The organism is Bradyrhizobium sp. SZCCHNRI1029 (assembly GCF_032487555.1).
Taxonomy (GTDB): Bacteria; Pseudomonadota; Alphaproteobacteria; order Rhizobiales; family Xanthobacteraceae; genus Bradyrhizobium.
Window position 1 is genome coordinate 151,869 of sequence record NZ_JAUEUK010000013.1, and the last position, 25,372, is coordinate 177,240.

General features: G+C 67.1%; 19 protein-coding genes. 15 read left to right on the forward strand and 4 right to left on the reverse strand.

Going from position 1 to position 25,372, the window contains the following annotated elements:
• Positions 1-351: 351 nt before the first annotated feature.
• Positions 352-1,326 carry a Ku protein gene (locus QW861_RS29750; RefSeq protein WP_315753055.1) on the reverse strand — a complete coding sequence of 325 codons (975 nt, stop codon included), beginning with the start codon at positions 1,324-1,326 and terminating at the stop codon, positions 352-354.
• Between the two features lie 248 nt (positions 1,327-1,574).
• Here QW861_RS29750 and QW861_RS29755 point away from each other — a divergent pair, with 248 nt between their 5' ends.
• The 11 genes from QW861_RS29755 (at position 1,575) to QW861_RS29805 (ending at position 14,952) form a co-directional block, all read left to right on the forward strand.
• Complete coding sequence (locus QW861_RS29755) at positions 1,575-1,727, forward strand: hypothetical protein (RefSeq protein ID WP_315753054.1); 153 nt, start codon at positions 1,575-1,577, stop codon at positions 1,725-1,727.
• Between the two features lie 274 nt (positions 1,728-2,001).
• Positions 2,002-2,676 carry a response regulator transcription factor gene (locus tag QW861_RS29760; RefSeq protein ID WP_006614547.1) on the forward strand — a complete coding sequence of 225 codons (675 nt, stop codon included), beginning with the start codon at positions 2,002-2,004 and terminating at the stop codon, positions 2,674-2,676.
• A 62-nt stretch (positions 2,677-2,738) separates the two neighbouring features.
• Positions 2,739-4,115 carry a sensor histidine kinase gene (locus QW861_RS29765; RefSeq protein ID WP_315716143.1) on the forward strand — a complete coding sequence of 459 codons (1,377 nt, stop codon included), beginning with the start codon at positions 2,739-2,741 and terminating at the stop codon, positions 4,113-4,115.
• Positions 4,116-4,225: 110 nt separating this feature from the next.
• On the forward strand, positions 4,226-5,692 hold the full coding sequence (locus QW861_RS29770; RefSeq protein WP_315753053.1) for a hypothetical protein: 1,467 nt from the start codon (positions 4,226-4,228) through the stop codon (positions 5,690-5,692).
• A 106-nt stretch (positions 5,693-5,798) separates the two neighbouring features.
• Positions 5,799-6,068: a hypothetical protein gene (locus tag QW861_RS29775; protein ID WP_315716145.1), complete on the forward strand. Its 270-nt coding sequence runs from the start codon at positions 5,799-5,801 to the stop codon at positions 6,066-6,068.
• Between the two features lie 138 nt (positions 6,069-6,206).
• Positions 6,207-7,310: a c-type cytochrome biogenesis protein CcmI gene (ccmI, locus tag QW861_RS29780; RefSeq protein ID WP_315716146.1), complete on the forward strand. Its 1,104-nt coding sequence runs from the start codon at positions 6,207-6,209 to the stop codon at positions 7,308-7,310.
• Between the two features lie 31 nt (positions 7,311-7,341).
• The gene (gene ccmE, locus QW861_RS29785) at positions 7,342-7,860 is read left to right on the forward strand and encodes a cytochrome c maturation protein CcmE (RefSeq protein ID WP_315753052.1); all 519 of its coding nucleotides are present in this window, start codon (positions 7,342-7,344) and stop codon (positions 7,858-7,860) included.
• Positions 7,857-9,836, forward strand: coding sequence for a heme lyase CcmF/NrfE family subunit (locus QW861_RS29790; protein ID WP_316193838.1), 1,980 nt, complete (start codon positions 7,857-7,859; stop codon positions 9,834-9,836). Before ccmE ends, QW861_RS29790 begins: the two co-directional genes overlap by 4 nt.
• A gap of 5 nt (positions 9,837-9,841) precedes the next feature.
• Positions 9,842-10,327, forward strand: a complete 486-nt coding sequence (locus tag QW861_RS29795) for a cytochrome c-type biogenesis protein (protein ID WP_316193839.1) — start codon at positions 9,842-9,844, stop codon at positions 10,325-10,327.
• Positions 10,328-10,657: 330 nt separating this feature from the next.
• On the forward strand, positions 10,658-12,001 hold the full coding sequence (locus QW861_RS29800; RefSeq protein WP_316171134.1) for a HAMP domain-containing methyl-accepting chemotaxis protein: 1,344 nt from the start codon (positions 10,658-10,660) through the stop codon (positions 11,999-12,001).
• A gap of 947 nt (positions 12,002-12,948) precedes the next feature.
• Positions 12,949-14,952, forward strand: a complete 2,004-nt coding sequence (locus QW861_RS29805) for a methyl-accepting chemotaxis protein (RefSeq protein ID WP_316193840.1) — start codon at positions 12,949-12,951, stop codon at positions 14,950-14,952.
• Between the two features lie 420 nt (positions 14,953-15,372).
• Here QW861_RS29805 and QW861_RS29810 read toward each other — a convergent pair whose 3' ends face one another.
• Positions 15,373-16,074 carry a hypothetical protein gene (locus tag QW861_RS29810; protein ID WP_316193841.1) on the reverse strand — a complete coding sequence of 234 codons (702 nt, stop codon included), beginning with the start codon at positions 16,072-16,074 and terminating at the stop codon, positions 15,373-15,375.
• A gap of 1,234 nt (positions 16,075-17,308) precedes the next feature.
• Here QW861_RS29810 and QW861_RS29815 point away from each other — a divergent pair.
• The 4 genes from QW861_RS29815 to QW861_RS29830 all read left to right on the forward strand — a co-directional run bounded on the left by QW861_RS29815 (position 17,309) and on the right by QW861_RS29830 (position 24,258).
• Entirely contained in the window at positions 17,309-18,892 is a 1,584-nt protein-coding gene (locus QW861_RS29815; protein ID WP_316193842.1) for a Do family serine endopeptidase, read from the forward strand.
• Between the two features lie 287 nt (positions 18,893-19,179).
• On the forward strand, positions 19,180-19,860 hold the full coding sequence (locus QW861_RS29820; RefSeq protein ID WP_315716199.1) for a response regulator transcription factor: 681 nt from the start codon (positions 19,180-19,182) through the stop codon (positions 19,858-19,860).
• Positions 19,844-21,304, forward strand: coding sequence for a sensor histidine kinase (locus QW861_RS29825; RefSeq protein WP_315716154.1), 1,461 nt, complete (start codon positions 19,844-19,846; stop codon positions 21,302-21,304). The genes QW861_RS29820 and QW861_RS29825 overlap by 17 nt, the downstream gene beginning before the upstream one ends.
• Positions 21,301-24,258, forward strand: a complete 2,958-nt coding sequence (locus QW861_RS29830; RefSeq protein WP_316193843.1) for a bifunctional [glutamine synthetase] adenylyltransferase/[glutamine synthetase]-adenylyl-L-tyrosine phosphorylase — start codon at positions 21,301-21,303, stop codon at positions 24,256-24,258. The genes QW861_RS29825 and QW861_RS29830 overlap by 4 nt, the downstream gene beginning before the upstream one ends.
• Positions 24,259-24,291: 33 nt before the next feature.
• Here the strand turns inward: QW861_RS29830 and QW861_RS29835 are convergent, their stop codons facing one another.
• Positions 24,292-24,534: a formate dehydrogenase subunit delta gene (locus QW861_RS29835; protein WP_315716156.1), complete on the reverse strand. Its 243-nt coding sequence runs from the start codon at positions 24,532-24,534 to the stop codon at positions 24,292-24,294.
• Positions 24,524-25,360: a formate dehydrogenase accessory sulfurtransferase FdhD gene (gene fdhD, locus QW861_RS29840; RefSeq protein WP_315716200.1), complete on the reverse strand. Its 837-nt coding sequence runs from the start codon at positions 25,358-25,360 to the stop codon at positions 24,524-24,526. The genes QW861_RS29835 and fdhD overlap by 11 nt, the downstream gene beginning before the upstream one ends.
• Positions 25,361-25,372 lie beyond the last annotated feature (12 nt).

Here is a 25,372-nt window from a genome sequence, read left to right on the forward strand (position 1 = left end):
ACATCAATCTTCCATCAGGAAGCTTACGCCCGGATCACCATCCCGCGCCGCAGAGCTAGGTGCGACGTGATCATTCCGCAAGCATCGAAGTGATGTCGAAACGATCACAAATCCGCGCCTGATCGCCGGACCACCATCGCAGGATCGACTTACCTGACCTAGGCAGATATTTTTTCCACCAATTGGGGGGACGATCGATGCGGTGTCCTTGGTGGATGACCCGCAACACCACGCGCGATGGCGTGCCCACGGCAACAGCTGGAACTCGCGGGAGTCGCGGTCGAGCGACCGTTATGCACAGGGACCCGTGCGCCGCGCGAAGGTTCAGATGTCGTTCGCCGTATCGAAGCCTCAACTGGCCTTGCGTGAGCGTGCGGTGGTTCGTGCCGGCTTCTCCGACTTCTTCGGCTCCTCGGCCTTCTTCGGCTCGTCCTTGGCCTTCTTGCCGCTGATCGGCAGCAGCATCTCGCGCTGGCCTTCGACGCGCTTCTTCGGCTTCTTGGCCTTGGCCTTCGGCGCGGGGGCGCCAGCGGCGGGCGCCTTGTCACCCTCGCTGGCAAGGCTGCGCTTCAGGGCGTCCATCAGGTTGATGACGTTGCCGCTCGACTTCGGTGCAGCCTTGGCGGCGATGGTCACGCCGCTGCGCTTCTTGTTGATGAGCTCGATCAGCGCGGCCTCGTAGTGATCCTCGAAGTTCTCCGGCTGGAAGTCGGCAGATTTCTTCTCGACGATGTGCTTGGCGAGATCCAGCATGTCGCTGGTGATCTTCACATCCTGGATGTCGTCGAAATATTCTTCCTCGTTGCGCACCTCGTAAGGGTAGCGCAGCAGCGTTCCCATCAGGCCCTTGCCGAGCGGCTCCAGCGCGATGATGTGCTCGCGATTGGTGAGCACGACCCGGCCGATCGCGACCTTGTCCATGCTGCGGATGGTCTCGCGAATGACCGCGAAGGCGTCGTGGCCGACCTTGCCGTCGGGGACGAGATAATAGGGACGGATCAGATAGCGGCTGTCGATGTCGGTGCGCGGCACGAACTCGTCGATCTCGATCGTGTGCGTCGATTCCAGCGCGATGTCCTCGAGCTCGTCCTTGGTGACCTCGATGTAGGTGTCGGTGTCGACCTTGTAGCCCTTGACGATGTCGTCATTGGCGACTTCCTCGCCGGTCTCGGCATCGACCCTGCTGTATTTGATGCGGTGGCCGGTCTTGCGGTTGATCTGGTTGAAGGAGACCTTCTCGGACTCCGACGTCGCCGGATAGAGCGCGACCGGACAGGTCACGAGCGACAGGCGCAGAAAACCCTTCCAATTGGCGCGCGGGGCCATGACCTACTCCACTTAACTCCGAACTAACGGCTTGCTCCGAACCGGACTGCTGCGGGCGTCGTTCTCGCGGCAGCCGCGAGGATAACACCCGAGGCTGCGGATTCAACAAGCTGGCCGGCAGATTCTCGGATCGGCGTTAACCCGTCGCAGGGGGCGCCGCCCCGGAACATCATCTGGCGGCCGACGTTGCCAACGGGAGTGCGTGACAGAGCGCTTCACCGCTCGAATAACAGTGAGCTGAGGGCACCATGACAGCCAGACGACCGACGCAGATCGTCGAGACCCCCACCGAAGCGCGGCAGGGCGAGCCTGGACCGTCCGTCCTGGCGATCCTGGCCATCTCCACCGGACTGGCGCTGCTCGTCCTTGGCCTGATCTGGTTCGTGTTCTTCCGCACCTGACGCGAGGACCGTTCGATCCGCTCCATTGCGTGGCCGGGTAACGTCCGTCCGCGTCCCTCAGATCCGCGTTCGAGCCCCGCCATCCGTGCGGCGGGTCTTCTCATGCCCGTCTTTCAGAGCTTATATCCGCCCCAATTCTGTCGGCCCCTGCCGGCGGTCCCGATCGAGATGACCAAAAAGTAACCTGGTCGCTCGGGTTCCGTTCATGCACGGTTCACGGCCTTCCGGTTCATCTTGAGGGCGGAAATCGTGCAGTTCAGCTTTGGAGGCAAGCGTGCGTCTGCTCGTTGTCGAGGACGATCCGGATCTCAACCGTCAGCTCACCACGGCCCTGAGCGACGCCGGCTACGTCGTGGACCGTGCGTTCGATGGGGAGGAAGGGCACTATCTGGGCGACAGCGAGCCCTACGACGCTGTCGTGCTGGACATCGGCCTGCCCAAGATGGACGGCATTTCGGTGCTGGAGGCGTGGCGGCGCAATGGCCGGGCGATGCCGGTCTTGATTCTCACCGCGCGCGACCGCTGGAGCGACAAGGTCCAGGGCTTCGACGCCGGTGCCGACGACTACGTGGCCAAGCCCTTCCACCTGGAAGAGGTTCTGGCGCGCATCCGCGCGCTGCTGCGCCGCTCGGCCGGCCACGCCCAGAGCGAGCTGACCTGCGGGCCGGTCACCCTCGACACCCGCACTGGCAAGGTCAGCGTGTCGGGCAACCCCGTCAAGATGACCTCACACGAATACCGCCTGCTGTCCTATCTGATGCATCATTCCGGCCGCGTCGTCTCGCGCAGCGAGCTGGTCGAGCATCTCTACGACCAGGACTTCGACCGCGACTCGAACACCATCGAGGTGTTCGTCGGCCGCATCAGGAAGAAGCTCGACTGCGACGTCATCCAGACCGTGCGCGGCCTCGGCTACCTGCTGACCCCGCCGCCGGCCGCAGGCGCCTGATCCGTTTCCGGAGCCAGCCATTCGAGGTGGCCGGGCGCCGGCCGTTTCGCTAGTTTGCGGTCATGCGCCAGAGTTCACTTGCCACCCGGTTGTTCCTGTCCGCGACCGCGTGGCTCGTGGTCATCCTCGCCATCACCGGCATCGTGCTGTCCTCGGTGTATCGCAATGCGACCGAGCGCGCCTTCGATCGCCGGCTCAACCTCTATCTCCGCACCCTGATCGCCGAGGTCGCCACCCCCGACGATCCGCCGGACCGCCAATTCCAGTCCTTGGGCGAGCCGCTGTTCGAGCTGCCGCTGTCCGGCTGGTACTGGCAGATCACCCGTACCGACGCCGAGAAGCCGGAGGTACGGGCCTCGCGCTCGCTGTGGGACAAGAAGCTGCCCAAGCTGGAGGAGCAGGGGATCGAGCTGACGGCGGCCGGGATCCGGATCGGATATGTCGAAGGGCCGGAGAACCAGGACCTGCGCATGGTCGAGCGTCCGGTGGATCTCGGCTCCGACGGCAAGTTCCTGGTCAGCGTCGCCGGCGATGCCTCGGAGATCTTCGACGAGACCCGCAGCTTCGACTACTACCTCGGCGGCACCTTCACCGCGCTCGGGATCGTGCTGCTGCTCACGACCATCTTCCAGGTCCGCTATGGCCTCGCGCCGCTGAAACGCATCTCCGAATCGATCGCCGACATCCGGTCCGGGCGCGCCGAGCGGCTGGAAGGGGAGTTTCCGGTGGAGATCGCGCCGCTGGCCCGCGAGACCAATGCGCTGATCGACGCCAATCGCGAGATCGTCGAGCGGGCGCGCACGCATGTCGGCAATCTCGCCCATGCCATCAAGACGCCGCTCTCGGTCATCGTGAACGAAGCGGCGACCCATGCGGCGGACCCCTTCGCGGCCAAGGTGATGGAGCAGGCGGACGTCATGCGCGACCAGGTCGCCCACCACCTCGAGCGGGCGCGGATCGCCGCGCGCGTCACCATCGTGTCCACCGTGACGGAGGTGGCGCCGGCCATCGAGGCGCTGCGCCGCACCATGGAAAAGATCTACCGCGACCGCAGCATCGTGGTCGAGGCGACCGCCGATCCCGCCGCGCGGTTTCGCGGCGAGCGCCAGGATCTCGAGGAGATGGTCGGCAATCTGGTCGACAATGCCTGCAAATGGGCGGCTTCGCGGGTCTCGGTCGAGCTCACCGTGGAGCCGCCGGCCCAGTCCGGGGCCTCGCCGATGCTGCGGATCGTGGTCGATGACGATGGCCGCGGCCTTTCGGCGGCCGAGCGCGCCCAGGTGCTGCGGCGCGGCCAGCGGCTGGACGAATCCAAGCCGGGGTCGGGGCTCGGGCTGTCGATCGTCACCGATCTGGCTGCGCTCTATGGCGGCCGCCTGACCCTGGGCGATGCCCCGACCGGGGGACTGCGGGCGGAGCTGCGACTGCCCGGCGTTTGACGGGGCGGCGAATTTCGCCATCCTAAAGGTGTTCTTAATATCGCGGACGCTATGGTTCGGGCAGGGGTGCGCGATGTGCGCTCTCGCCGTGGAAATTTGCACGCCGGCGCATGGGTCAGACAGCTCACGAGCGGTTAAGGGAATATCTCGGGCAGCTGCCGCCGAACGCGCAGTCGCTCCTGATGCGCGAATTCGAGCGCGCCATCGAGCGCGGCCAGGACGTCGCCGTGGCGACCCTGGTGCTCGAGCAGCTGCGCAAGGTGGTGCGGCCCGTCGCGCCGCCGGCTCCCGCTCCAGCAGCCGACCCGGCGCGGCCCCAACCCGCCATCGAGGTCGCCCGTCCGCAAGGCCGCGACGAGCGCCGCCAGAGCGGCGATGGCCCGCGTCGGCTGTTCCGGCCGCTCGACCCGTTCCTCACCGATTCCACCGGTCCTCTCCGTCCCGGCCAGATCCGCCGTGCCTCGCTGCTGCCGGTCTGGCAGTGGCTCGGTCGCGAAGGCGCGCCGGAGCGCTACGCCGAATTCGAGGCCGCGATGTCGGTCTCCGGCGACAGTTCGCGCGAGGTCGAGATGGCCGCACGCAAGCTGCAGCGCGCCGCCGCCGAGGCGCTGATGAACCTCGTCGGCCCCAACGCGACCGGCGACCGCCAGCGCGCGCTGGCCCGCATCGGCGCCCCCAGCGTGATCGAGGATCTGCTGCCGATCGCGCTGGTGCTGCAGAACCGCGAGGCGCTCGACGGCCTCAACGGCCGGCTGCCCGGCATCATCCGCGTGCTCGGCGATTCGCAGATTGCCTCCGTCACCGAAGCCATCAACGTGCCGTCGCTGCAGACGCCCTCGATGCTGCCGTTCGCACTGTCGCTGGTGATGCAGCGGCTCGCCGCGCCCTGGCAGATCATCCGTCTCGCCACCAAGATCGCCGCCTCCGATGACGAGATCAGGGTCGCCGCGACCCCGTTCGGCGTCGCCGTCACCATCGCGCTCAACGATCTCGCCGGTCTCGCCTCGGTGCTGCGCGCCGACATCCGGCGCGGTCATTTCTCCGATCTCGGCGATACGCTGAAGACGCTGCATGACGGCGTTCGCGGCCTGCGCACCGAGCTCGACCTGCGCTCGGATTCGAACTGGGGCAAGCAGCTCACCGCGATCCGCGCCGACATCTCCAATGCCCTGCAATCGGAGATCGACAGCGTGCCTGGCCGCGTCCGCCGCATCCTGCGCCAGCGCGCCGACAAGGACATTCCGGCCGGCGCCGGCGTCGATGGCAGCGAGGTCGAGGAGGTGGCGGCACTGATCGAGTTCGTTGCCGTCTGCCGCAACTATGCCAGCGAGCTCGCGATCAACGAGGTGACGCTGCGGACCTATTCCGATCTGCAGCAATATGTCGAGAAGGCCACCGAAGCGCTGGTGCAGTCGCTGCGCTCGGGCGACGCGCGGGCGCGCGCCTATCGGCAGTCGCAGGTGTCGGCGGCGATCCGCTTCTGTCACGTCCTGTTCGGCAACGACTACGCCCAATTGATGAGCAGGTCGGCCGAGAACGCGATGAACGGCGAGCGAAAATCCTCGCGCGCCGGTTGAGATTTTCTGCTAGTCTGTCGACGTTTTTGATTTTGCAATTTCAGGTTGACCTCGCCCCGGGGCCACGCATAGGTTCCGCCAAGTTCCATCCATTTTCATCAAGACCATGATTTCCGTCATCAACTTCGTCGAGGTCGAGAACCGCGTCGTCCGCGCGACCTATCGCAACCTCATGATCAAGGCCAAGGTCGTGCTCGTCGACAAGACGAGCGGGGCGCCACTTCCCGATCCCGTCACCACCATCGCCTCTCCGGTCCCGGTCGGGTCGCTGCGGATCAGGCTCACCGACCATGTCCGGCCGGGCACCTATTTCCTTATGGCCCTGAACGGGCACGGCAGCTATCTCGCCAAGAGCGCTGAGTTCGAGGTCCCCTAATTACGTAATCCTCCTGAGTTTTTTGGCGCGGACGGCTGCGCTACCACGGCGGCAAATGTGAATTGCCGCCGGGAACGGTGCTGGTTAAAAGCGGCGCGAGGCGCGCCTGCCGGTGGGCGCTGACTGGAACTCTGTCCGATGACTCTCTGGTTCGTGTTCGCCGTGATGACGGCCGCGGCGATCTTCGCCGTCCTGCTGCCGCTCGGCCTGGGCGCGCGGGCCGCGTCTGGCGGTCGCGAGGTCGTCGTCTACAAGGATCAGCTGGCCGAGATCGAGCGCGACGTCGAAACCGGGCTGATCGGCAAGGTCGAGGCGGAAGCCGCGCGGGTCGAGATCGGCCGCCGCCTTCTGGCCGCCGCGGACCAGGAGGGCGAGGCCGCGGGGAAGCCGAGCCTCGGCCTGCGCCGCGCGTCGGCCGTGCTGGCGCTGATCGGGGTGCCGATCGTGGCGCTCGCGGTCTACCTGCCGCTCGGCTCGCCGCAACTGCCGGATTTCCCGCTCACCGCACGCGCGGCGCCGCCCAACGGGACGCAGCCGCTGGAAACGCTGGTGGCGCAGGTCGAGCAGCACCTGCAGAAGAACCCGACCGACGGCCGCGGCTGGACCGTGCTCGCCCCGGTGCTGGCGCGGCTCGGCCGCACCGATGACGCGATTCGGGCCTATCGCAACATGATCACCTATGCCGGCGACGGCGCGGCCAAGCGCGCCGATCTCGGCGAGATGATCACGGCCGCCGCTGGCGGCGTCGTCACTGCCGAGGCCAAGGCGGAGTTCGAGCGGGCTCACGCGCTCGAGGCCGACGAGCCGAAGTCGAACTACTATCTCGGTCTCGCCGCCGAGCAGGACGGCCGCAAGGACGATGCGGCCAACATCTGGCGGGCGATGCTGGGCAAGGCGCCGGCGGATGCGCCGTGGCGGCCGCTGGTGACGGCGGCGCTCGGCCGGGTCGGCGGCGGCGAGGTGCCGGCGCTGCCGAGCGAGGCGATGGCCGCGGCCAAGAGCATGAGCGACGGTGACCGCGAGACGATGATCCGCGGCATGGTCGACCGGCTGGCGGCGCGGCTGAAGCAGAATGGCGACGACGTCGAGGGCTGGTTGCGCCTGGTGCGCGCCTATGTCGTGATGGGCGATCTCGACAAGGCCAAGGGGGCGTTGTCGGATGCGCGGCAGGCGGTGTCCGGCGATGCCGAGCGGTTGCGGCAGCTCAACGAGGGCGTGAAGACTTTCGGCTTGGATGGATGAGCGGCGCTTCCGCCGCCAACGGGATCAAGGGATGACACGCAAGCAGAGGCGTTTGACGATCATCGGCGGGGCGCTGTTCGTGCTCGCGGTCGCCGCAGGGCTGGTGCTCAACGCGCTGCGCGACTCCATCGTGTTCTTCTCGACCCCGACCATGGTCGCAGAGAAGCATATCGGCCCGGGCAAGCGCTTCCGGCTCGGCGGCCTGGTGCAGCCGGGCTCGCTGAAGCGCGGCGACGATCTCGCCGTCAGCTTCGAGGTCGCCGATGGCGGCGCCAAGCTGCCGGTCGCCTACAAGGGCATCCTGCCGGATCTGTTCCGCGAAGGGCAGGGCGTCGTCGCCGAGGGCGCGCTCGATGCCGACGGCGTGTTCAAGGCCGATACCGTGCTCGCCAAGCACGACGAGACCTACATGCCGAAGGAAGTGGCCGATGCCCTGAAGAAGCAGGGCCATTGGAAGGACGATTACGGCAAGCCGAAAGGCGGCGCCAAACCGGGCCCGGTGTCGATGCGCGAGGGCACTGACAAGAGCGCGGCAGGAGCGACGCAGTGATTGCAGAGAGCGGACATTACGCCCTGGTGCTGGCGCTTGCGCTGGCGCTGATTCAGTCCACCGTGCCGATGCTCGGCGCGTATCAGCGTGACGTCGCCCTGATGAATGTCGGCCGCTCGGCCGCGCTGGCGCAATTGCTGTTCGCCGGTCTCTCCTTCATCGCGCTGATCACGTTGCACGTGACCTCGGATTTCTCCGTCGCCAACGTGTTCGAGAACTCGCACTCGATGAAGCCGCTGCTCTACAAGATCACCGGCGTGTGGGGCAACCACGAAGGCTCGATGCTGCTGTGGGTGTCGATCCTGGCGCTGTTCGGCGCCATGGTCGCGGCCTTCGGCAACAATCTGCCGCTGTCCTTGCGCGCCCGCGTGCTCGCGGTGCAGGCCTGGGTGGCGACCGCGTTCTATCTGTTCATCCTGACCACATCGAATCCGTTCGCGCGGCTCGCCAACCCGCCGATCGAGGGCCGCGATCTCAATCCGGTGCTGCAGGACATCGGCCTCGCCGTGCATCCGCCGATGCTCTATCTCGGCTATGTCGGCTTCTCGATCTCGTTCTCGTTCGCAATCGCAGCCCTGCTCGAAGGCCGCATCGATGCCGCCTGGGCGCGCTGGGTGCGGCCGTGGACCCTGATGGCCTGGATCTTTCTGACGCTCGGCATCGCCATGGGCTCGTACTGGGCCTATTACGAGCTCGGCTGGGGCGGCTGGTGGTTCTGGGACCCGGTCGAGAACGCCTCGCTGATGCCCTGGCTCGCCGGCACCGCGCTGCTGCACTCCGCTGTCGTCATGGAGAAGCGCAACGCGCTCAAGGTCTGGACCATCCTGCTGTCGATCCTGACCTTCTCGCTGTCCCTGCTCGGCACCTTCCTGGTGCGCTCCGGCGTCATCACCTCGGTGCACGCCTTCGCCAGCGATCCGACGCGTGGCGTGTTCATCCTCGGCATCCTCGTGCTGTTCATCGGCGGCAGCCTGACGCTGTTCGCCGGCCGCGCCACCGCGCTGAAGCAGGGCGGGCTGTTCGCGCCGATCTCGCGCGAAGGCGCGCTGGTCTTGAACAATCTGCTGCTCACCGTGTCCTGCGCCACCGTGCTGTTCGGCACGCTATACCCGGTGATCATGGAGGCGCTCGACTTCAAGCTCTCGGTCGGCGCGCCGTTCTACAACATCACCTTCGGCCCCTTGTTCGCGCTGTTGCTGCTGATGGTGCCGTTCGGCCCGATGCTGGCGTGGAAGCGCGGCGACCTCGTCGCGGCGGCCCAACGGCTGCTCGCGGCCGGCGTCACGGCGCTGGTGACGATCGCGATCGTCTGGGCCTGGGCGCGCGGCGGCAGCGCGCTGGCGCCGCTCGGCATCGGTCTCGGCGTGTTCGTCATCACCGGCTCGGTCGTCGATCTGGTCGAGCGCAGCGGCGTGGCCCGCGTGCCGTTCAGGACCGCGCTGCACCGGACGGCCGGCCTGCCGCGCTCGGTGTGGGGCACGGCGTTCGCGCATGCCGGCCTTGGCGTCGCGCTGCTCGGCATCGTCTGCGAGACCACCTGGAACAGCGAGCTGATCAGCACGCTGCGTCCGGGCGACGTCCGCAATCTCGCCGGCTACCAGATCAAGTTCGACGGCATGAGCCAGCGCCAGGGCCCGAATTTCAGCGAGGTCGTCAGCACCTTCGTCATCAGCGAGGACGGCAGGCAGCTCAGCGTCCTGACGCCTAGCAAGCGCAGCTTCGCCACCCGCGGCATGTCGACGACGGAAGCCGCGCTGATGACCCGCGGCGTCAGCCAGCTCTACGTCTCGCTCGGCGATGCCACCGCCGACGGCGGGCTGGCCGTGCGCATCTATCACAAGCCGCTGGTGCTCTTGATCTGGTTCGGTCCGGTGCTGATGGCGTTCGGCGGCCTGCTGTCGCTGTCCGACCGGCGCCTGCGCGTCGGCGCGCCGCGGCCGGCGCGCGCCGCGCGCGCGCTGCAGCCGGCGGAGTAGGGCGGATGCGACGCAGTCTCGGCTTCCTCGCGCTCGCGCTGCTGCTGCTTGCCGCACCGGTCGCGCATGCCGTGCAGCCCGACGAGGTCATGTCGGACACCGCCAAGGAGCAGCGCGCCCGCGCGCTGTCGCGCGAGCTGCGCTGCATGGTCTGCCAGAACCAGTCGATCGACGATTCCGATGCGCCGCTGGCGCGCGACCTGCGCCTGCTGGTGCGCGAGCGCCTCGCCGCCGGTGACAGTGACAATCAGGTGCTGGATTTCCTGGTCGCGCGCTACGGCCAGTTCGTGCTGCTGAAGCCGCGCTTCGAGCGCCAGACCCTCCTGCTGTGGCTGCTGCCGCCGGCGCTGCTGCTCGGCGGCGGCCTGGCGCTGTGGTGGCAGGTCCGCCGCCGCGGCCAGCGCGGCGCGGAGGGCACGCCGAAGCTGACGGCCGAGGAGGAGGCGCGCCTCGCCGCGCTGATGGCCGCCGAGCAGCCGCCGGCGACGTGATGATCCGCTAACGCCACGATCCCCTGCCAGTTAGTTACTCCGTCATGCCCGGGCTTGACCCGGGCATCCACGTGGATCCCAGAGTGCCGGACGACGTGGATGGCCGGGTCAAGCCCGGCCATGACGACGGAGAGAGGCGGGCTGAAAGCGCGCGTGGTGCGAAGGCCGGCTGTCGCGAGTAAGAAGCGTGCGCAGCAAATGAGAACGCGCCGTCGATCCGCAAAACCCCCGTGCTTTCCCGTGCTCCGCACCTACCCGCGCTTTCAGCTTATTTTACCTTTGTCTGGAAGTGTGCGTTGACATTCCGTCTGACGTACCCGGGCAAAGCCGATGTTCTCCAACAGCAATCTGACGATCCGCTTCCTCGTGGGAGGCGTCGTCGCCTCTCTCCTCATGCTGTTGGCGATCGGCGGCGGCACCGGCTTCATCGCGGTGCTCTATCTCAACAACCAGATCACCAGCCTGTCGTCGGACTTCGCCAATCTCAGCGGTCCCGCCCGTGATCATGCGATGCTGATCTATCAGCAGGCGCAGTCGGCGTTCTCCTACTTCCTGATGGCCTGCGCGGCCATCGCCGTGTTCGCCAGCGCCGTCTGCCTGATGACCTATGCCGCCGTGCAGAACGGCATCCTGCGCCCGCTCGCCGCGATGGTCTCGGCCATGCGCGACGTCGCCGACCAGAAATACGACACGTCGATTCCCGGCCTCGGCCTCAGCAACGAGATCGGCCAGCTCGCCGGCGCGCTCGAGGTGTTCAAGACCAACGGCATCGAGCGCCAGCGCCTTACCGCGCGCGAGCTGCAGGAGGCGCAGCGCCAGGGCGAGCGCTCGCGCTTTCTCGACGGCCGCATCCATTCCTTCAACGACCTCGTCGCCAGCGTCGTCAGCAGCGTGGCGTCCTCGGCCATCCGGCTTAAGAGCAATGCCGAGACCCTGTCGCGCGCCGCCAACGATACCTCGGCCAAGGCCAATGCGGTCGAGGCCGCCGCCAACCACGCCAATCGCAGCGTCCAGACCGTGGCCGGCTCGACCGAGGAGATGACGAGCTCGATCGGCACCATCAGCCGCCGCGTCTCCGACGCCACCCAGCGCGCCGAGGGCGCGGCCTCGCAGGCCGAGAAGAGCAAGAACACCATCCACGCGCTGTCGGACGCCGCCGAGAAGATCGGCGCCGTCGTCCAGCTCGTGCAGGCGATCGCCTCGCAGACCAACCTCTTGGCGCTGAACGCCACCATCGAGGCCGCCCGTGCCGGCGAGGCCGGCCGAGGCTTCTCGGTCGTCGCGTCGGAGGTGAAGAACCTCGCCAACCAGACCAGCAAGGCGACCGACGAGATCTCGGCGCACGTCGCCAGCATCCAGGGCATCACCGCCGAGACCCGCGGCGCCATCGACGGCATCTCGACCACGCTCAGCGAGATCAGCGCCATCATGTCCGGCATCGAGGTCGACACCTCGCAGCAGCGCAACGCCACCCAGGACATCTCCCGGAGCGTCCAGGAAGCCGCCCGCGGCACCCTCGACGTCTCCAACCACATCGCCCAGATCAGCTCCACGTCAGCCGAAACCGGCCGCCTCGCCTCTGAGGCCCGCGACGCCGCCGGCGAGCTGTCGCAACAGGCCGAGACGCTGAAGCGCGAGGTGGATGCGTTCATCGTGAGCGTGAAGGCGAGCTGATCGGGCGGCTAGCGCCGCACGACAACAGCCAGCCATCATCTCCGCCGTCATTCCGGGGCATTCGCGGCACGCGAATGAGCCCGGAATCCATAACCACGAGCGGTTGTGGTGGCGACGGGCCGTTTCGGCGTATTGCTCCACCAACTGCGAGTCGTGGCTATGGATTCCGGGCTCGCGCTCACGCGCGCCCCGGAATGACGGCGGCGAGAGCGTCGTCCCCGCCATGACGCGAAGCCGTCGCCCAGCCCTCCGCTGTCGTCCCTGCGAACGCAGGGACCCATAGCCACAGGGAGATGCTGTTGTGCGGGATGTCGGACCAGTCTTGTTTCACGACAACCGCCGCGGAGTGCGTTCATCGTGAGCGTCAAGGCGAGCTGATCAGCCGGCCAGCGCCGCACGACAACAGCCAGCCATCATCTCCGCCGTCATTCCGGGGCATTCGCGGCACGCGAATGAGCCCGGAATCCATAACCACGAGCGGTTGTGGTGGCGACGGGCCGTTTCGGCGTATTGCTCCACCAACTGCGAGTCGTGGCTATGGATTCCGGGCTCGCGCTCACGCGCGCCCCGGAATGACGGCGGCGAGAGCGTCGTCCCCGCCATGACGCGAAGCCGTCGCCCAGCCCTCCGCTGTCGTCCCTGCGAACGCAGGGACCCATAGCCACAGGGAGATGCTGTTGTGCGGGATGTCGGACCAGTCTTGTTTCACGACAACCGCCGCGGAGTATGGGTCCCTGCGTTCGCAGGGACGACATCGGAGTTGGTGGAGGCCGCTCGCGTCACACCGGCAGCTGCGAGCCGCGGCCGTCTAACCCGCTATTAGTAAATATCCCCCATCGTGCATACAGCATAGCTGTGAGTCGCCAGCCAGGCGGCCGATGCTGCGGGGCAGGCGCCTGGCGACGTCAGTTCGCCCGCCTGCCGCTCTTGGGGGAGCGGACGAGGACATGATGAGCTTGAAGATCAGGGGGCGTCTCTACGCCGGCTTTGCGGCGCTCATCGTCGCCGGTGCCGTGATGGCGGCCGTGGCGGTGTGGAACCTGTGGGCCGTGCGCGACCAGGTCGCGAGCATGTCGGCGCTGTCGGACGCGACCGCGCGCATCCTGCAGATCTCCAACCATTTGCAGGCGATCCAGCGCGCCAACCTGCGCTACATCCACGACGCCAACGAGCCGGCGCTCAAGGAGGCGGCCGAGCGCGAGGCGGCGGCGACGGCGCTGCTGGAGGCGGCCACCGCCGGCCCGCTGTCCGCGGAGCGGCGCAGGCTCTATGGCGATCTCACCGGCGAGATCGCGCAGATGCAGACCCAGCGCGCCGCGCTCAGCGAGGCCGTCAAGCAGGTGAAGAGCGGCCGCGCCGCGCTGCTGCCGGGCGGCGAGGACCTCGCCGCCAAGGCCGCCAAGCTGTCGATCGCGGCGCGCATCTCGAAAGAACCGGAGGTCATGACTGCGGTCGCCGACATCGACGCCCGCCTGCAGCTCGTCCGCATCGCGACCTGGCGCTTCCTGGCGCTGCGCGACACCAAGTCCGCCTCCGCCTTCCGCGCCGGCGTCGACAATGTCGAGCAGCGGCTCGCCACGCTGGAGAGCGCGTCGCCGCCGGCGGGCGTGCTGGCCGCGATCGCGCCGGTGAAGGCCTCGCTGGAGCTGAACAAGACCGCGTTCGAGGCCACCGCCGCCGCGGCACTGAAGTCCGAGGACATCTACGCCAACGCGATCGAGCCGCTGATCGCCCGGAGCATCGACACGCTCAAGGCCGCCGAAACGGGCGTGAATGCCGACTATCACGCTTCTCGCGCGCGCGCCGAGGGCGCCATCGACAGCACCATCTCGCTGCAGATGCTGGTCGGCGCCGCCGCCATCCTGTTCGGCTGCCTCGTCGCCTTCCTGATCGCGCGCAGCATCGTCGGCCCGCTGGGGGCGATGACGCGGGCGATGGGACGGCTCGCGAGCGGCGATGTCGCCGTCGAAATTCCCGGCCGCGGCGCCAGCGACGAGATCGGCGCCATGGCGACGGCGATCCAGGTGTTCAAGGACAGCATGGCCGAGACCGAGCGTCTGCGCGCCGAGCATGCGGACGCCGAAGCGCGGCAGGAGCAGCAGCGCCGGGACGACATGGCGAAGCTCGCCCGCCAGTTCGAGCAGGCCGTCGGCGAGATCGTCGATGCCGTGTCGCATGCCTCCAGCGAGCTCGAAGCCTCCGCCGGCACGCTGACCAGCACCGCGGCACGCGGCCAGGATTTGTCGACGGACGTCGCCGCTGCCTCGCAGGAGGCGTCATCCAACGTGCAGACGGTGGCCTCCGCCGCCGAGGAGCTGTCGTCCTCGGTCAGCGAGATCTCCCGTCAGGTGCAGGAATCCGCGCGCATCGCCAGCGAGGCCGTGGCGCAGGCCAACCGCACCAACGAGCGCGTCGGCACCCTGTCGAAGGCCGCGACCCGCATCGGCGACGTGCTCGAGCTGATCAGTAGCATCGCCGGCCAGACCAATCTGCTGGCGCTCAACGCCACCATCGAGGCGGCGCGCGCGGGCGAAGCCGGCCGCGGCTTCGCGGTCGTCGCGGCCGAGGTCAAGGCGCTGGCCGAGCAGACCGCCAAGGCCACCGGCGAGATCGCCCAGCAGGTCTCCGGCATCCAGGCCGCCACCGCGGAGTCGGTCGGCTCGATCAAGGAGATCGGCAGCACCATCGGCCGCCTGTCGGAAATCTCGGCCGCCGTCTCCGCCGCGGTGGAAGAGCAGGGCGCCGCCACCCAGGAAATCTCCCGCAACGTCCAGCACGCCGCCAACGGCACCCAGCGCGTGTCGCGGAATATCGACGACGTGCAGCGCGGCGCGTCGGAGACGGGGTCAGCGTCGTCGCAGGTGCTGGCGGCAGCACGGTCGCTGTCGGCGGAGAGCGGACGGTTGAAGCGGGAGGTGAGCAGGTTCCTGGGGTCGTTGCAGGCGGCGTGATGGGAGCACGGTGTGTAGCTCCGGCGTCGGACGAGTAGGGCGGATTAGCGCAGCGTAATCCGCCATCGCCACCCGAGACAGCGCGGCGGCTTACGCCCTCGGCTAAGCCGCCCTTCGGATCGTCGATGGGCGAGCCGTCACCAAGCGCTCCGCTGTCGTCCCGGACAAGCGTGCGCAGCACGCGCCGATCCGGGACCCATAACCACAGGAAGATGTCGTTGGCGAGATGTGGGACCAGTCGTTCTAAGCAAGGACCGCCGCGGATTATGGGTCCCCGCGTTCGCGGGGACGACGGTGGAGTTTGTGGCGGCTGCTCGCGTCACACCTGCGGCTGAAAATACATGGCGCGATCCGGGAACACACGAGCTTCAGAGATAAACCTTGGTGTCGCAACGTTCGTCCGGCTGTGCTTGCTCCTGATCATGCTGGCCAAGCCGATCGGAGAAGCGACAAAATAAACCGGACGTCGATGAAGTAAACGTGCTGATTTCCACCGCGTATCATTATTCCAGCAAGTCCTACGAAGTAGGAATTCCTGTCTCGTGCGATATGATAGATGGGGCCGCCACTCAAGCCGTCTTGAGAAAAAGGCGTCTTGCCTGTGATCTTTATACGATGCACATGCCGGGCATGGCTCGCTCCGATGTAGTTTCCGGTGGTGACTACCTGTTTTAGATGTACATGCGGGATCTCGTAGTCAACGCTTCGGTACTCCGTAGGATAACCAAACAGGTAGAATTGAGTGTCGGAATTTCCGTTCCACGCATCGCTCTCCTGGATTGGAAAGAATGCCGATTCAAGATTTGGAGATTGATAGTTTTCAGGCGCGAACTCCATTGCCTGTAGATCGTTGAAATCTTCGTCAATACTGCTGCTATCGGTGCTTACGAAAAGAAGGCGCGATCCCGACACAAGTATCTTTCCGTCCTCGATTGGGATCGTGACATCATCAGGTGCGTAATCTTTCGTTTGGTGGCGACACCATAAAAGAAAGTACTTGTCGTGCCATCGAACTGCCGTTGCGGAGCCTAGAAAACAATATGGGAACTGCTCGTGGCCAGTGAGACAGAAAGTTTGCTTGGTGTACCTCGCCAGCACCGTTTCAGTGTTGCGAGCAGGCACCCATAGTCTTCCCACACGTACAGCAGAAGCTCCGACCCATAATGTGAGATTGCGTATCACTGTTGGGGCGCTCGCTTCGCGGCGTCGTCAAGCTGATTGGAGATGCCTGACAGCAATGCAATGACTGGCGAATTGAATCGCAAGCTAGAGTATCAGAGTTCATTCGGAGCGGGGTGTTGCCTGAAGTTGCAATCCCGAAAATTTATAGGGATTACGGCTGATCGTTTCCCGAATTTCGTTGCGGCCCTTCCTATTAGCCAAATCGTGGGGTCGTAAAATGGGTGGCTTTATTCCGAAAATCAAAAATCCTCTTGCGTTCTCCCCCAAATCACCCGTATCTTCCACCGCGTTCCGTACCGCTGAGGGAGCGTATCGCGATCGTCACGGACGCGGGTTGCGGAATGCGATGGATGCGGTCGGCCGCAGCGGGGCTTTGGCCTCGCCGACGAACGGCGGATCGCGGACAGGAAATCGTGTCGTCCTGGCCTCCCGGTGCCGAGGCCAAGCCGGTGGTGATGATCCGCCGGCGACGGGGTCAATGAGCCGGTCCCCGGGGAGACCACGTATAAATGTTAAAACCATCGCGCAGGGAGGGCCGGGCGTGTTCGGCCAGACCTGTGGTACCTGCCGCCTGCATTTTTTCCGCAGGCGGGCCACGGGCGCGGCCAGCGCCCGGCCTTCCCTGTGCCCTCGCTGTGAGGGTGCGAGTTCAAGGGCATGACTCGGGCGCGGGATGCGTCGCGAGGATGTGGAGGCTCGACTCGCGGTTAGTTTTCTCCACATGCTGTTTGATAGTGGGGATCAGGATAGTTGCTCCGGGCGTCATTGCGAGCGCACCGGACGGGTAGGGCGGATCAGCGCAAGCGTCATCCGCCGGGGCTGGCTCCGGTGCGGGCGGATGTGCGGCGGCTGGATCGGGGGCTGTTGGAAAGGCGGCGGGTTACGCCTGCGGCTAACCCGCCCTACGGGGGGTACGACTTTGGCCGGACCGGCCAAAATGATGGCCGCTACGGGGCGGCCGGGACGCTGGCAAACCCCTGGTCTTGCAAGGCTTTTCCGCCTCGCTCCACCATCTGCGCCATTCCGCCGCAGTGTTCGTGTCCATCCATTACAGAAGTTTAACGCCGCAGCCAGCACGCCGTAAGGCGGCAGCCCCCATCTTCATTGGCGAACGGGGCGCACAGCCCGGGACCGAGTTTAGACCTTGACCAAAATCGCTTGCGGAGAAAACAGTATGACTGACCGTCCGACCGACCTGTCCTCCCTTCCGTCCTATCGCCAGCCCCGGCGCGGCCTGTTCTCGGCGCGCAAGGTCGCGCTGATGGCCTCCGTCGTCGCGGGCCTCGGCGTCGCCGCCTATGGCCTGTCGCCGCAGGGGGCGCCGGTCGATCTGTTCTCGACCTCGGCGCACGCGCAGGTCGCCAACGAGGTCAGCAAGGTCGCGCGCCCGGTCGGCTTTGCCGACATCGTGGAGCGGGTGAAGCCGTCGGTGATTTCGGTCAAGGTCAACATCGCCGAGAAGGTCGCCAAGGACGACAGCGACGACGATACGCCGTTCCAGCCGGGCTCGCCGATGGAGCGCTTCTTCCGCCGCTTCGGTGGTGAGAACGGCATTCCCGGCATGCCGGGCCGCGGCGGCCGCGGTGGCGGTCGCGCCGTGACCGGGCAGGGCTCCGGCTTCTTCATCTCCGCCGACGGCTACGCCGTGACCAACAACCACGTGGTCGACGGCGCCAACAAGGTCGAAGTGACGACCGACGACGGCAAGACCTACAGCGCCAAGGTGATCGGCACCGACCCGCGCACGGATCTGGCGCTGATCAAGGTCGAGGGCAGCACGAACTTCCCGTTCGCCAAGCTCGCCGACGGCAAGCCGCGGATCGGCGACTGGGTGCTGGCGGTCGGCAACCCGTTCGGCCTCGGCGGCACGGTGACGGCCGGCATCGTCTCGGCGGTCGGCCGCGACATCGGCAACGGCCCGTATGACGATTTCATCCAGATCGACGCGCCCGTGAACAAGGGCAACTCCGGCGGTCCGGCGTTCGATGTCGACGGCAACGTCGTCGGCGTCAACACCGCGATCTACTCGCCCTCCGGCGGCAGCGTCGGCATCGCGTTCTCGATCCCCGCCTCGACGGTTAAGAGCGTGGTGGCGCAGCTCAAGGACAACGGCTCGGTCAGCCGCGGCTGGATCGGCGTGCAGATCCAGCCGGTGACGCAGGACATCGCCGACAGCCTCGGCATGAAGAAGGCCGAGGGCGCGCTGGTCGCCGAGCCCCAGGCCAACGGTCCGGCGGCGAAGGCGGGCATCCAGTCCGGCGACGTCATCACCGCGGTCAACGGCGAGCCGGTGAAGGACGCGCGTGAGCTCGCCCGCACCATCGGCGGCATCGCGCCGGGCGCCTCGGTCAAGCTCAACGTCCTGCACAAGGGCGAGGACAAGACCATCAACCTGACGCTCGGCAAGCTGCCGAACACGATCGAGGCCAAGGCCGACACCGGCGGCGACAATGCGAGCCCGACCCGCGGCGCCGACGTGCCGAAGCTCGGCATGACCGTGGCGCCCGCGTCGAGCGTCGCCGGTGCCGGCAAGGACGGCGTCGTCGTCACCGAGGTCGACCCGAAGAGCGCGGCGGCCGATCGCGGCTTCAAGGAAGGCGACGTCATCCTGGAGGTCGCGGGCAAGTCGGTGACCTCCGCCGGTGACGTGCGCGAAGCGATCAACGCCGCCAAGGCCGACAACAAGAACAGCGTGCTGATGCGTGTGAAGAGCGGCGGGCAGTCGCGCTTCGTCGCGGTGCCGCTGGCCAAGGGCTGAGCGAGGGCCAAGGCCCTTACGAGATAAGGCCCTTACGAGATGGGAGACCGCCGGCATGTGCCCCCGCGCCGGCGGCTCTTCCTGGGGGCGGGCTTAAAGTTCCGCTCCCGCAAACCTTCCGTTGGACAACGCCCCCCTCCGTCGGAAGGAACTCGGGCGGTGAGGTCCCCCAGCCTCACCGCCCACTTTGCTGCCGATCAACCCCGGGCCCATGCCGCCTTGCACGGAAACGGCGGCCGGTCCATGTAGATGGACATCGAACCGTGACCGCCGCCCCCGTTTCCGCAATGCGCCTCCTGATCATCGAAGACGACCGCGAGTCCGCCGACTATCTGGTCAAGGCGTTCCGCGAGGTCGGACATGTCGCAGACCTCGCCAGCGACGGCGAGGAGGGGCTCGCCATGGCCGACAGCGGGGATTACGACGTGCTGGTGGTCGACCGCATGCTGCCCAAGCGCGACGGCCTGTCGCTGATCGGCGCGCTGCGCGACAAGGGCAACCGGACGCCCGTGCTCATTCTGTCGGCGCTCGGCCAGGTCGATGACCGCATCAAGGGCCTGCGCGCCGGCGGCGACGATTATCTGCCGAAGCCCTATGCCTTCGCCGAGCTGCTCGCCCGCGTCGAGGTGCTGTCGCGCCGCCATGGCGGCCCAGCCGAGGAGACCACCTACAAGGTCGGCGATCTCGAGCTCGATCGCCTGTCGCATCGCGTCGCACGCGGCAAGGACGAGCTGACCCTGCAGCCGCGCGAGTTCCGCCTGCTCGAATATCTCATGAAACATGCGGGGCAGGTGGTGACGCGCACGATGCTCCTGGAGAACGTCTGGGATTATCATTTCGATCCGCAGACCAACGTGATCGACGTCCACATCTCGCGGCTGCGCTCCAAGATCGACAAGGGGTTCGACCGCCCGCTGCTCCACACCATCCGCGGCGCGGGGTACATGATCCGTGACGGCCTTCGGTAAGCTGATCCGCACCACGGCGTTCCGGCTGACGCTGGTCTATCTGCTGTTGTTTGCGCTGTTCGCCGCCTCGCTGCTCGGCTATTTCGCCTGGAACACCCGCCGGCTCATCACCGAGCAGATCTCGACCACGGTCACCTCCGAGATCAGCGAGATGACCGACATCTTCGCCCGCTGGGGCCTGCGCGGAATCGTCGGCGCGATCGAGAGCCGCGCGCTGCGGCCGGGCGCCAATCTCTATCTCATCACCACGCCGACCGGACAGGCGATCGCCGGCAATGTCGGCTCGCTGGCGCCAGGCGTGATGGGCTCGTCCGGCTGGTCGGAGACGTTCTACCGGCGGCTCGACGACAGCACCGAGCACAGCCATCGCGCGCTGGTGTATGTCACGCAGCTCTCCAGCGGTTTTCGGCTTTTGATCGGCCGCGATCTCGAGGAGCGCCGCCGCCTGTTCGGCATCGTCGCCAAGGCGGCGCAATGGTCGGTGCTGGTGGTGGTCGTGCTCGGCATCGGCGGCGGCATCTTCGTCGCGCGGCGCGTGCTGCACCGGATCGATGCCATGACCGGCACGACGCGGCGGATCATGGATGGCGATCTCTCCGGCCGTCTTCCGGTCGGGCGCAGCGGCGACGAGCTCGATCGCCTGGCGGAAAATCTCAACGCGATGCTGGAGCGCATCGAGGCGCTGATGACCGGCCTCAAGGAGGTCTCCGACAACATCGCGCATGATCTCAAGACGCCGCTGACGCGATTGCGCAACCGCGCCGAGGAGGCGCTGGCGAAGTCGCGCTCCGAGGACGAATATCGCGCCGCGCTGGAGCGCACGATCGAGGAATCCGACGGCCTGATCCGCACCTTCAACGCGCTCTTGATGATCGCGCGGGCGGAGTCCGGGCAGGCGCGCGGCGACATGGTCGAGTTCGATGCGGCCGAGGTCGCCGGCGGCATCCACGAATTGTACGAGCCGCTGGCCGAGGACAATGAGATGACCTTGCGGGTCAAGGCCGCGGCCGCGCCGGTGCATGGCAATCGCGAGCTGATCAGCCAGGCGCTCGCCAATCTCGTCGAGAACGCGATCAAATACGGCAAGCCGGCGGCGCTGCCGCTCGATGCCGCCGCCGCCGCTGATAGCCGCGAAATCCTGATCGAGGCGCGGCGCGAGGGCGGACAGGTGCTGCTCAGCGTGACCGATCATGGCGAGGGCATTCCCGAGGCCGAGCGCAAGCGCGCCGTCGAGCGTTTCGTGCGGCTGGAGGCGAGCCGCACTTTGCCCGGTTCCGGCCTCGGTCTCAGCTTGGCGTCCGCCGTCGCGACCCTGCATGGCGGCGAGCTCCGGCTCGCCGATGCCAGGCCGGGGCTGATCGCGACGCTGGTGCTGCCGGCTGGTGCCGGCGTGCCCGCGAAGCTTGCGGCGCCGGCGCAGGATGTGCCACAGAAGGCCGCATGATCTCATCCGCGCCGGGAAACGCGGACGGGCAGATGCTGGCCGAACGTTTCGTTGCCGGCCCACATGTCCGTGCGCCCGACAAAGCCGAACAGCGCCTCCACGAGTGGCTCGCCGAGCTCGAGCCGTCCTTGGCCGCCTCGCTCCACCAGCTGCTCGCCGGCGGCTGGCCGCGAACCATCCTGCTCGGGATTGCCGAGTGCTCGCCCTATCTGTTCGATCTCGTCCGCGCCGACGGCCATCGCCTGGACCGTCTCTTGCGCAGCGAGCCGCAGGCGCATCTCGCCGAGCTGATCGCCCGCACCGGGCGCGAGGTGTTTGCCGCTTCCAGCGAAGCCGAGGTGATGAGCCTGCTGCGGCGGCTGAAATCCGAGGCGGCGCTCTTGATCGCGCTGTGCGACATCGGCGGCGTGTGGCCGGTGATGCAGGTGACGGCGGGGCTGACCGACGTCGCGGTGTCCTCGGTGCAGATGGCGCTGCGGTATCTGCTGCGCCTGGAGACGGTGCGCGGCCGGCTCGCGCCCGTCGATGCCGACGATCCGGAGCAGGGCAGCGGCCTGTTCGTGCTCGCGATGGGCAAGATGGGGGCGGGCGAGCTCAACTATTCGAGCGACATCGACCTGATCGTGTTCTTCGATCCCGAGATCAACTCGCTGGCGCGCGACATCGAGCCGCAGCCGTTCTTCGTCCGCGTGACGCAAGCGATGGCGCGGCTGCTGCAGAGCCGCACCGCGGACGGCTATGTGTTCCGCGTCGATCTCCGGCTGCGGCCGGATCCGGCCTCGACGCAGGTGGCGATGTCGACCGAGGCAGCGCTGCATTACTACGAGCGCGAGGGCCGCACCTGGGAACGCGCCGCGATGATCAAGGCGCGGGTCTGTGCCGGCGACGTCGTCGCGGGCGAGGCGATGCTGGCGGAGCTGTCGCCGTTCGTATGGCGCAAGCATCTCGACTTCCAGGCGCTGACCGACGTCCACGACATGAAGCGGCAGATGCAGGTCTATCGCGGCCACAGCGAGATCGCGGTCGAAGGCCACAACGTCAAGGTCGGGCGCGGCGGCATCCGTGAGATCGAGTTCTTTGCCCAGACCCAGCAGTTGATCGCCGGCGGCCGTCATCCCGAGCTGCGCGTCCGTCCGACTTTGCAGGCGCTCGACGTGCTCACCGCCAGCAAGTGGATCACGGAGCAGGCGCGCGACGAGCTCACCACGGCTTATGAGTTCCTGCGCAGGGTCGAGCACCGGCTGCAGATGATGGCGGACGAGCAGATCCACAGCCTGCCCGACGATGTCGAGGGCGTGAGCCGCTTCGCATGCTTCTTCGGCTACGACAGCCGCGAGCGGTTCGCGACCGATCTGCTGTTCCATCTCGACGTCGTGCAGGGACACTACGCCCGGCTGTTCGAGGGCGATCCCACCGGCACCGTCAGCCTGCCGGCGGTGAACTACGGCGCCGGTCCCGACGAGCCGCGCCTGATGGAGCATCTTGCCGGATTGGGCTTCCGCGATCCGGTGATGGTCGCCAAGACCCTGCAGCAATGGCTGGCGGGCGAGTACCGCGTGTTCCGCACGGATGCGACGCGCACCGCGTTCACCGATTTCCTGCCCGCGCTGATCGATGGCCTCGCGCATGCCGACGAGCCGGATCGCGCCGTCGTGGCCTTCGACCGCTTCCTGCAGGCGCTGCAACTCGGCGGCCGCCTGATCACCCTGCTCGGGCAGAACCGCGACCTCGTGGCGCTCGTCGCGCTCGTGCTCGGGGCGGCGCCCCGGCTCGGCGACATGCTGGCGCGGCAGCCGCGGCTGATGGACGGCCTGATCGATCCGCGCTTCTTCGGCGCGATTCCCGACCGGCGCGAATTGTCAGAGCGGCTGGCGTCGACGCTAAAGGATGCCGGGACCTATGAGGAGTTTCTCGATCGTCTCAGGCTGTTCGGTCAGGAGAGCCTGTTCCTAATCGGCACGCGCATCCTCTCCGGCACGGTGTCGGCGCAGCAGGCCGGCACCGCGTTCGCCGACGTCGCCGAGGGCATCGTGCACACCGTGCATGATCTCGTGACGGAGCGCTTCGCCGCCCAGCACGGCCGCATCAAGGGCCAGGAGACCGCGATCGTCGCGATGGGGCGGCTCGGCGCGCGCGAAATGACGGCTTCGTCCGATCTCGACCTGATCCTGCTCTACGACTTCGATGGCGATGCGCCGGATTCCGACGGCGAGCGCTCGCTGCAGGGCGCGCACTACTTCGCGCGCTTCACCCAGCGGCTGATCTCGGCCTTCACCTCGCGCACCAATTACGGCGTGCTCTACGACATCGACATGCGGCTGCGGCCGTCGGGCCGCGCCGGCCCGCTGGCCTCGCACATCGACTCCTTTGCGCATTACCAGGAGCAGGAGGCGTGGACCTGGGAGCACATGGCGCTGACGCGGGCACGGGTGATCTCGGCGTCGCCGGCGTTTCGGGCCCGGATCGAGGAGATCATCCAGGCCGCGCTGCAGCGTCCGCGCGACAGGAGCGCGATCGCGCGCGACGTCGCCGACATGCGCCGCGCGATCGCGGCCGAGAAGGGCGAGGCCGATCTGTGGGACCTCAAGCACGCCGCCGGCGGCATGGTCGACATCGACTTCGTCGCGCAATATCTGCAGCTCGTCCATGCCGCGACGACGCCGGAGATTCTCGATGTCAGCACGCTTGCGGTGCTCGACAATGCCGAGCGGCTCGGCGTGCTGCCGCGCGCTGAAGCCGTGATCCTGCGTCAGGCCGCGCGGCTGTATCACGATCTGACGCAGATCGTGCGGCTGTGCGTCAGCGACAAGTTCAAGCCGGATCAGGCCGGCGAGGACCTGCTGCGGGTGATGGCCCGGGCGGGCGACGCGCCGGATTTCTCGGCGCTCGAGGCGCGGCTGCGCGAAACGCAGACCGAAGTGCGGCGCGTGTTCACCGCACTCGTGGAGGGATGACCCGACCAGCCGCGCGGTAGGACGGCCGGCCGCCTATGCCTTTTCCTTGGCGACCGCGGCATCTTTCAGCCGGCCGATCGCTTCCTTCACCGCCGGGTCGAGGCCGGCGCCGCCGGCGTCGTGGTGCGCATAGATCGTCTTGAGCATGCGCGGATCCCAGAACTTCTTGATGTGCTCGGCGACGCCGGCGACCTCTTTCTCCTGCCCCTGGCTCTGGAAGAACTTGCCGATCTGGTTGGCCATGTAGACGAGGCGCTCGGAGGGGTTATGCGACATGGGTGTTGTCCGTCTGTGTTGATCGCGCGCCGGTCTCGGCGCTCGCGACGATCCGTTCGGGATGGGTGAAGATTTCGAAGCCGTCGTTGCGGGCCACCGCAATCAGCGTGATGCCGGCGGCGTCGGCCATGCGAATGGCGAGCGCGGTCGGTGCGGAGACCGCGACCATGATGGGTGCGCCCATGGCAGCAGCCTTCTGCACCAGTTCGACCGAGACGCGGCTCGTCAGGATCACGATGCCCTCGCTCGCCGCACAGCGCGTTTGCGCGAGGTGGCCAGCGAGCTTGTCGAGCGCGTTGTGGCGGCCGACATCCTCGCGCAAGCCGACGATGCCGCGCGCGGGAGTCCAGAACGCCGCGGCATGCACCGCGCGGGTCTCGTGATTGAGCTTCTGCAGCGGCTCGATGGCCTCAAGCGCCGCCATGACGTCGCGCGGAGCGAAACGCCGGCCGTCCGGGACATGCGCCGCCGGCCGCACCGCTTCGCTGATCGAATCGATGCCGCACAGGCCGCAGCCGGTGGGGCCGGCGATGTTGCGGCGGCGCTCGGCGAGACGCTCGGCGAGGGCGTCGGGCAGCCACATCCTGAGCTCGATGCCGTCATCCAGCTCGACGACGTCAAGCGAGATGATGTCGTCGCGGCTCGTGACGAGACCTTCGTTCAGGCTGAAGCCGATGGCGAAGTCGCGGAGGTCCTGCGGCGTCGCCATCATGACGGCCTGGGTGCCGCCATTGTAGGTCAGTGCGACCGCGGTCTCCTCCGGCACGCGGCGGTGGCCCTCGGTGAGGGCTCCGTCGCGCCAGACCAGACGATCCGCGATGCGCACTGCATCGGTCAT

Excerpts from the sequence above, each read along its gene's own strand:
- QW861_RS29750 (WP_315753055.1), bottom strand. The coding sequence starts at position 1,326 with ATGGCCCCGCGCGCCAATTGGAAGGGTTTTCTGCGCCTGTCGCTCGTG.
- QW861_RS29805 (WP_316193840.1), top strand. The coding sequence starts at position 12,949 with ATGATGAGCTTGAAGATCAGGGGGCGTCTCTACGCCGGCTTTGCGGCG.
- QW861_RS29820 (WP_315716199.1), top strand. The coding sequence starts at position 19,180 with ATGCGCCTCCTGATCATCGAAGACGACCGCGAGTCCGCCGACTATCTG.
- QW861_RS29770 (WP_315753053.1), top strand. The coding sequence starts at position 4,226 with ATGGGTCAGACAGCTCACGAGCGGTTAAGGGAATATCTCGGGCAGCTG.
- QW861_RS29795 (WP_316193839.1), top strand. The coding sequence starts at position 9,842 with ATGCGACGCAGTCTCGGCTTCCTCGCGCTCGCGCTGCTGCTGCTTGCC.
- ccmI (WP_315716146.1), top strand. The coding sequence starts at position 6,207 with ATGACTCTCTGGTTCGTGTTCGCCGTGATGACGGCCGCGGCGATCTTC.
- QW861_RS29775 (WP_315716145.1), top strand. The coding sequence starts at position 5,799 with ATGATTTCCGTCATCAACTTCGTCGAGGTCGAGAACCGCGTCGTCCGC.
- QW861_RS29835 (WP_315716156.1), bottom strand. The coding sequence starts at position 24,534 with ATGTCGCATAACCCCTCCGAGCGCCTCGTCTACATGGCCAACCAGATC.
- QW861_RS29765 (WP_315716143.1), top strand. The coding sequence starts at position 2,739 with ATGCGCCAGAGTTCACTTGCCACCCGGTTGTTCCTGTCCGCGACCGCG.
- QW861_RS29755 (WP_315753054.1), top strand. The coding sequence starts at position 1,575 with ATGACAGCCAGACGACCGACGCAGATCGTCGAGACCCCCACCGAAGCG.
- QW861_RS29815 (WP_316193842.1), top strand. The coding sequence starts at position 17,309 with ATGACTGACCGTCCGACCGACCTGTCCTCCCTTCCGTCCTATCGCCAG.
- QW861_RS29830 (WP_316193843.1), top strand. The coding sequence starts at position 21,301 with ATGATCTCATCCGCGCCGGGAAACGCGGACGGGCAGATGCTGGCCGAA.
- ccmE (WP_315753052.1), top strand. The coding sequence starts at position 7,342 with ATGACACGCAAGCAGAGGCGTTTGACGATCATCGGCGGGGCGCTGTTC.
- QW861_RS29800 (WP_316171134.1), top strand. The coding sequence starts at position 10,658 with ATGTTCTCCAACAGCAATCTGACGATCCGCTTCCTCGTGGGAGGCGTC.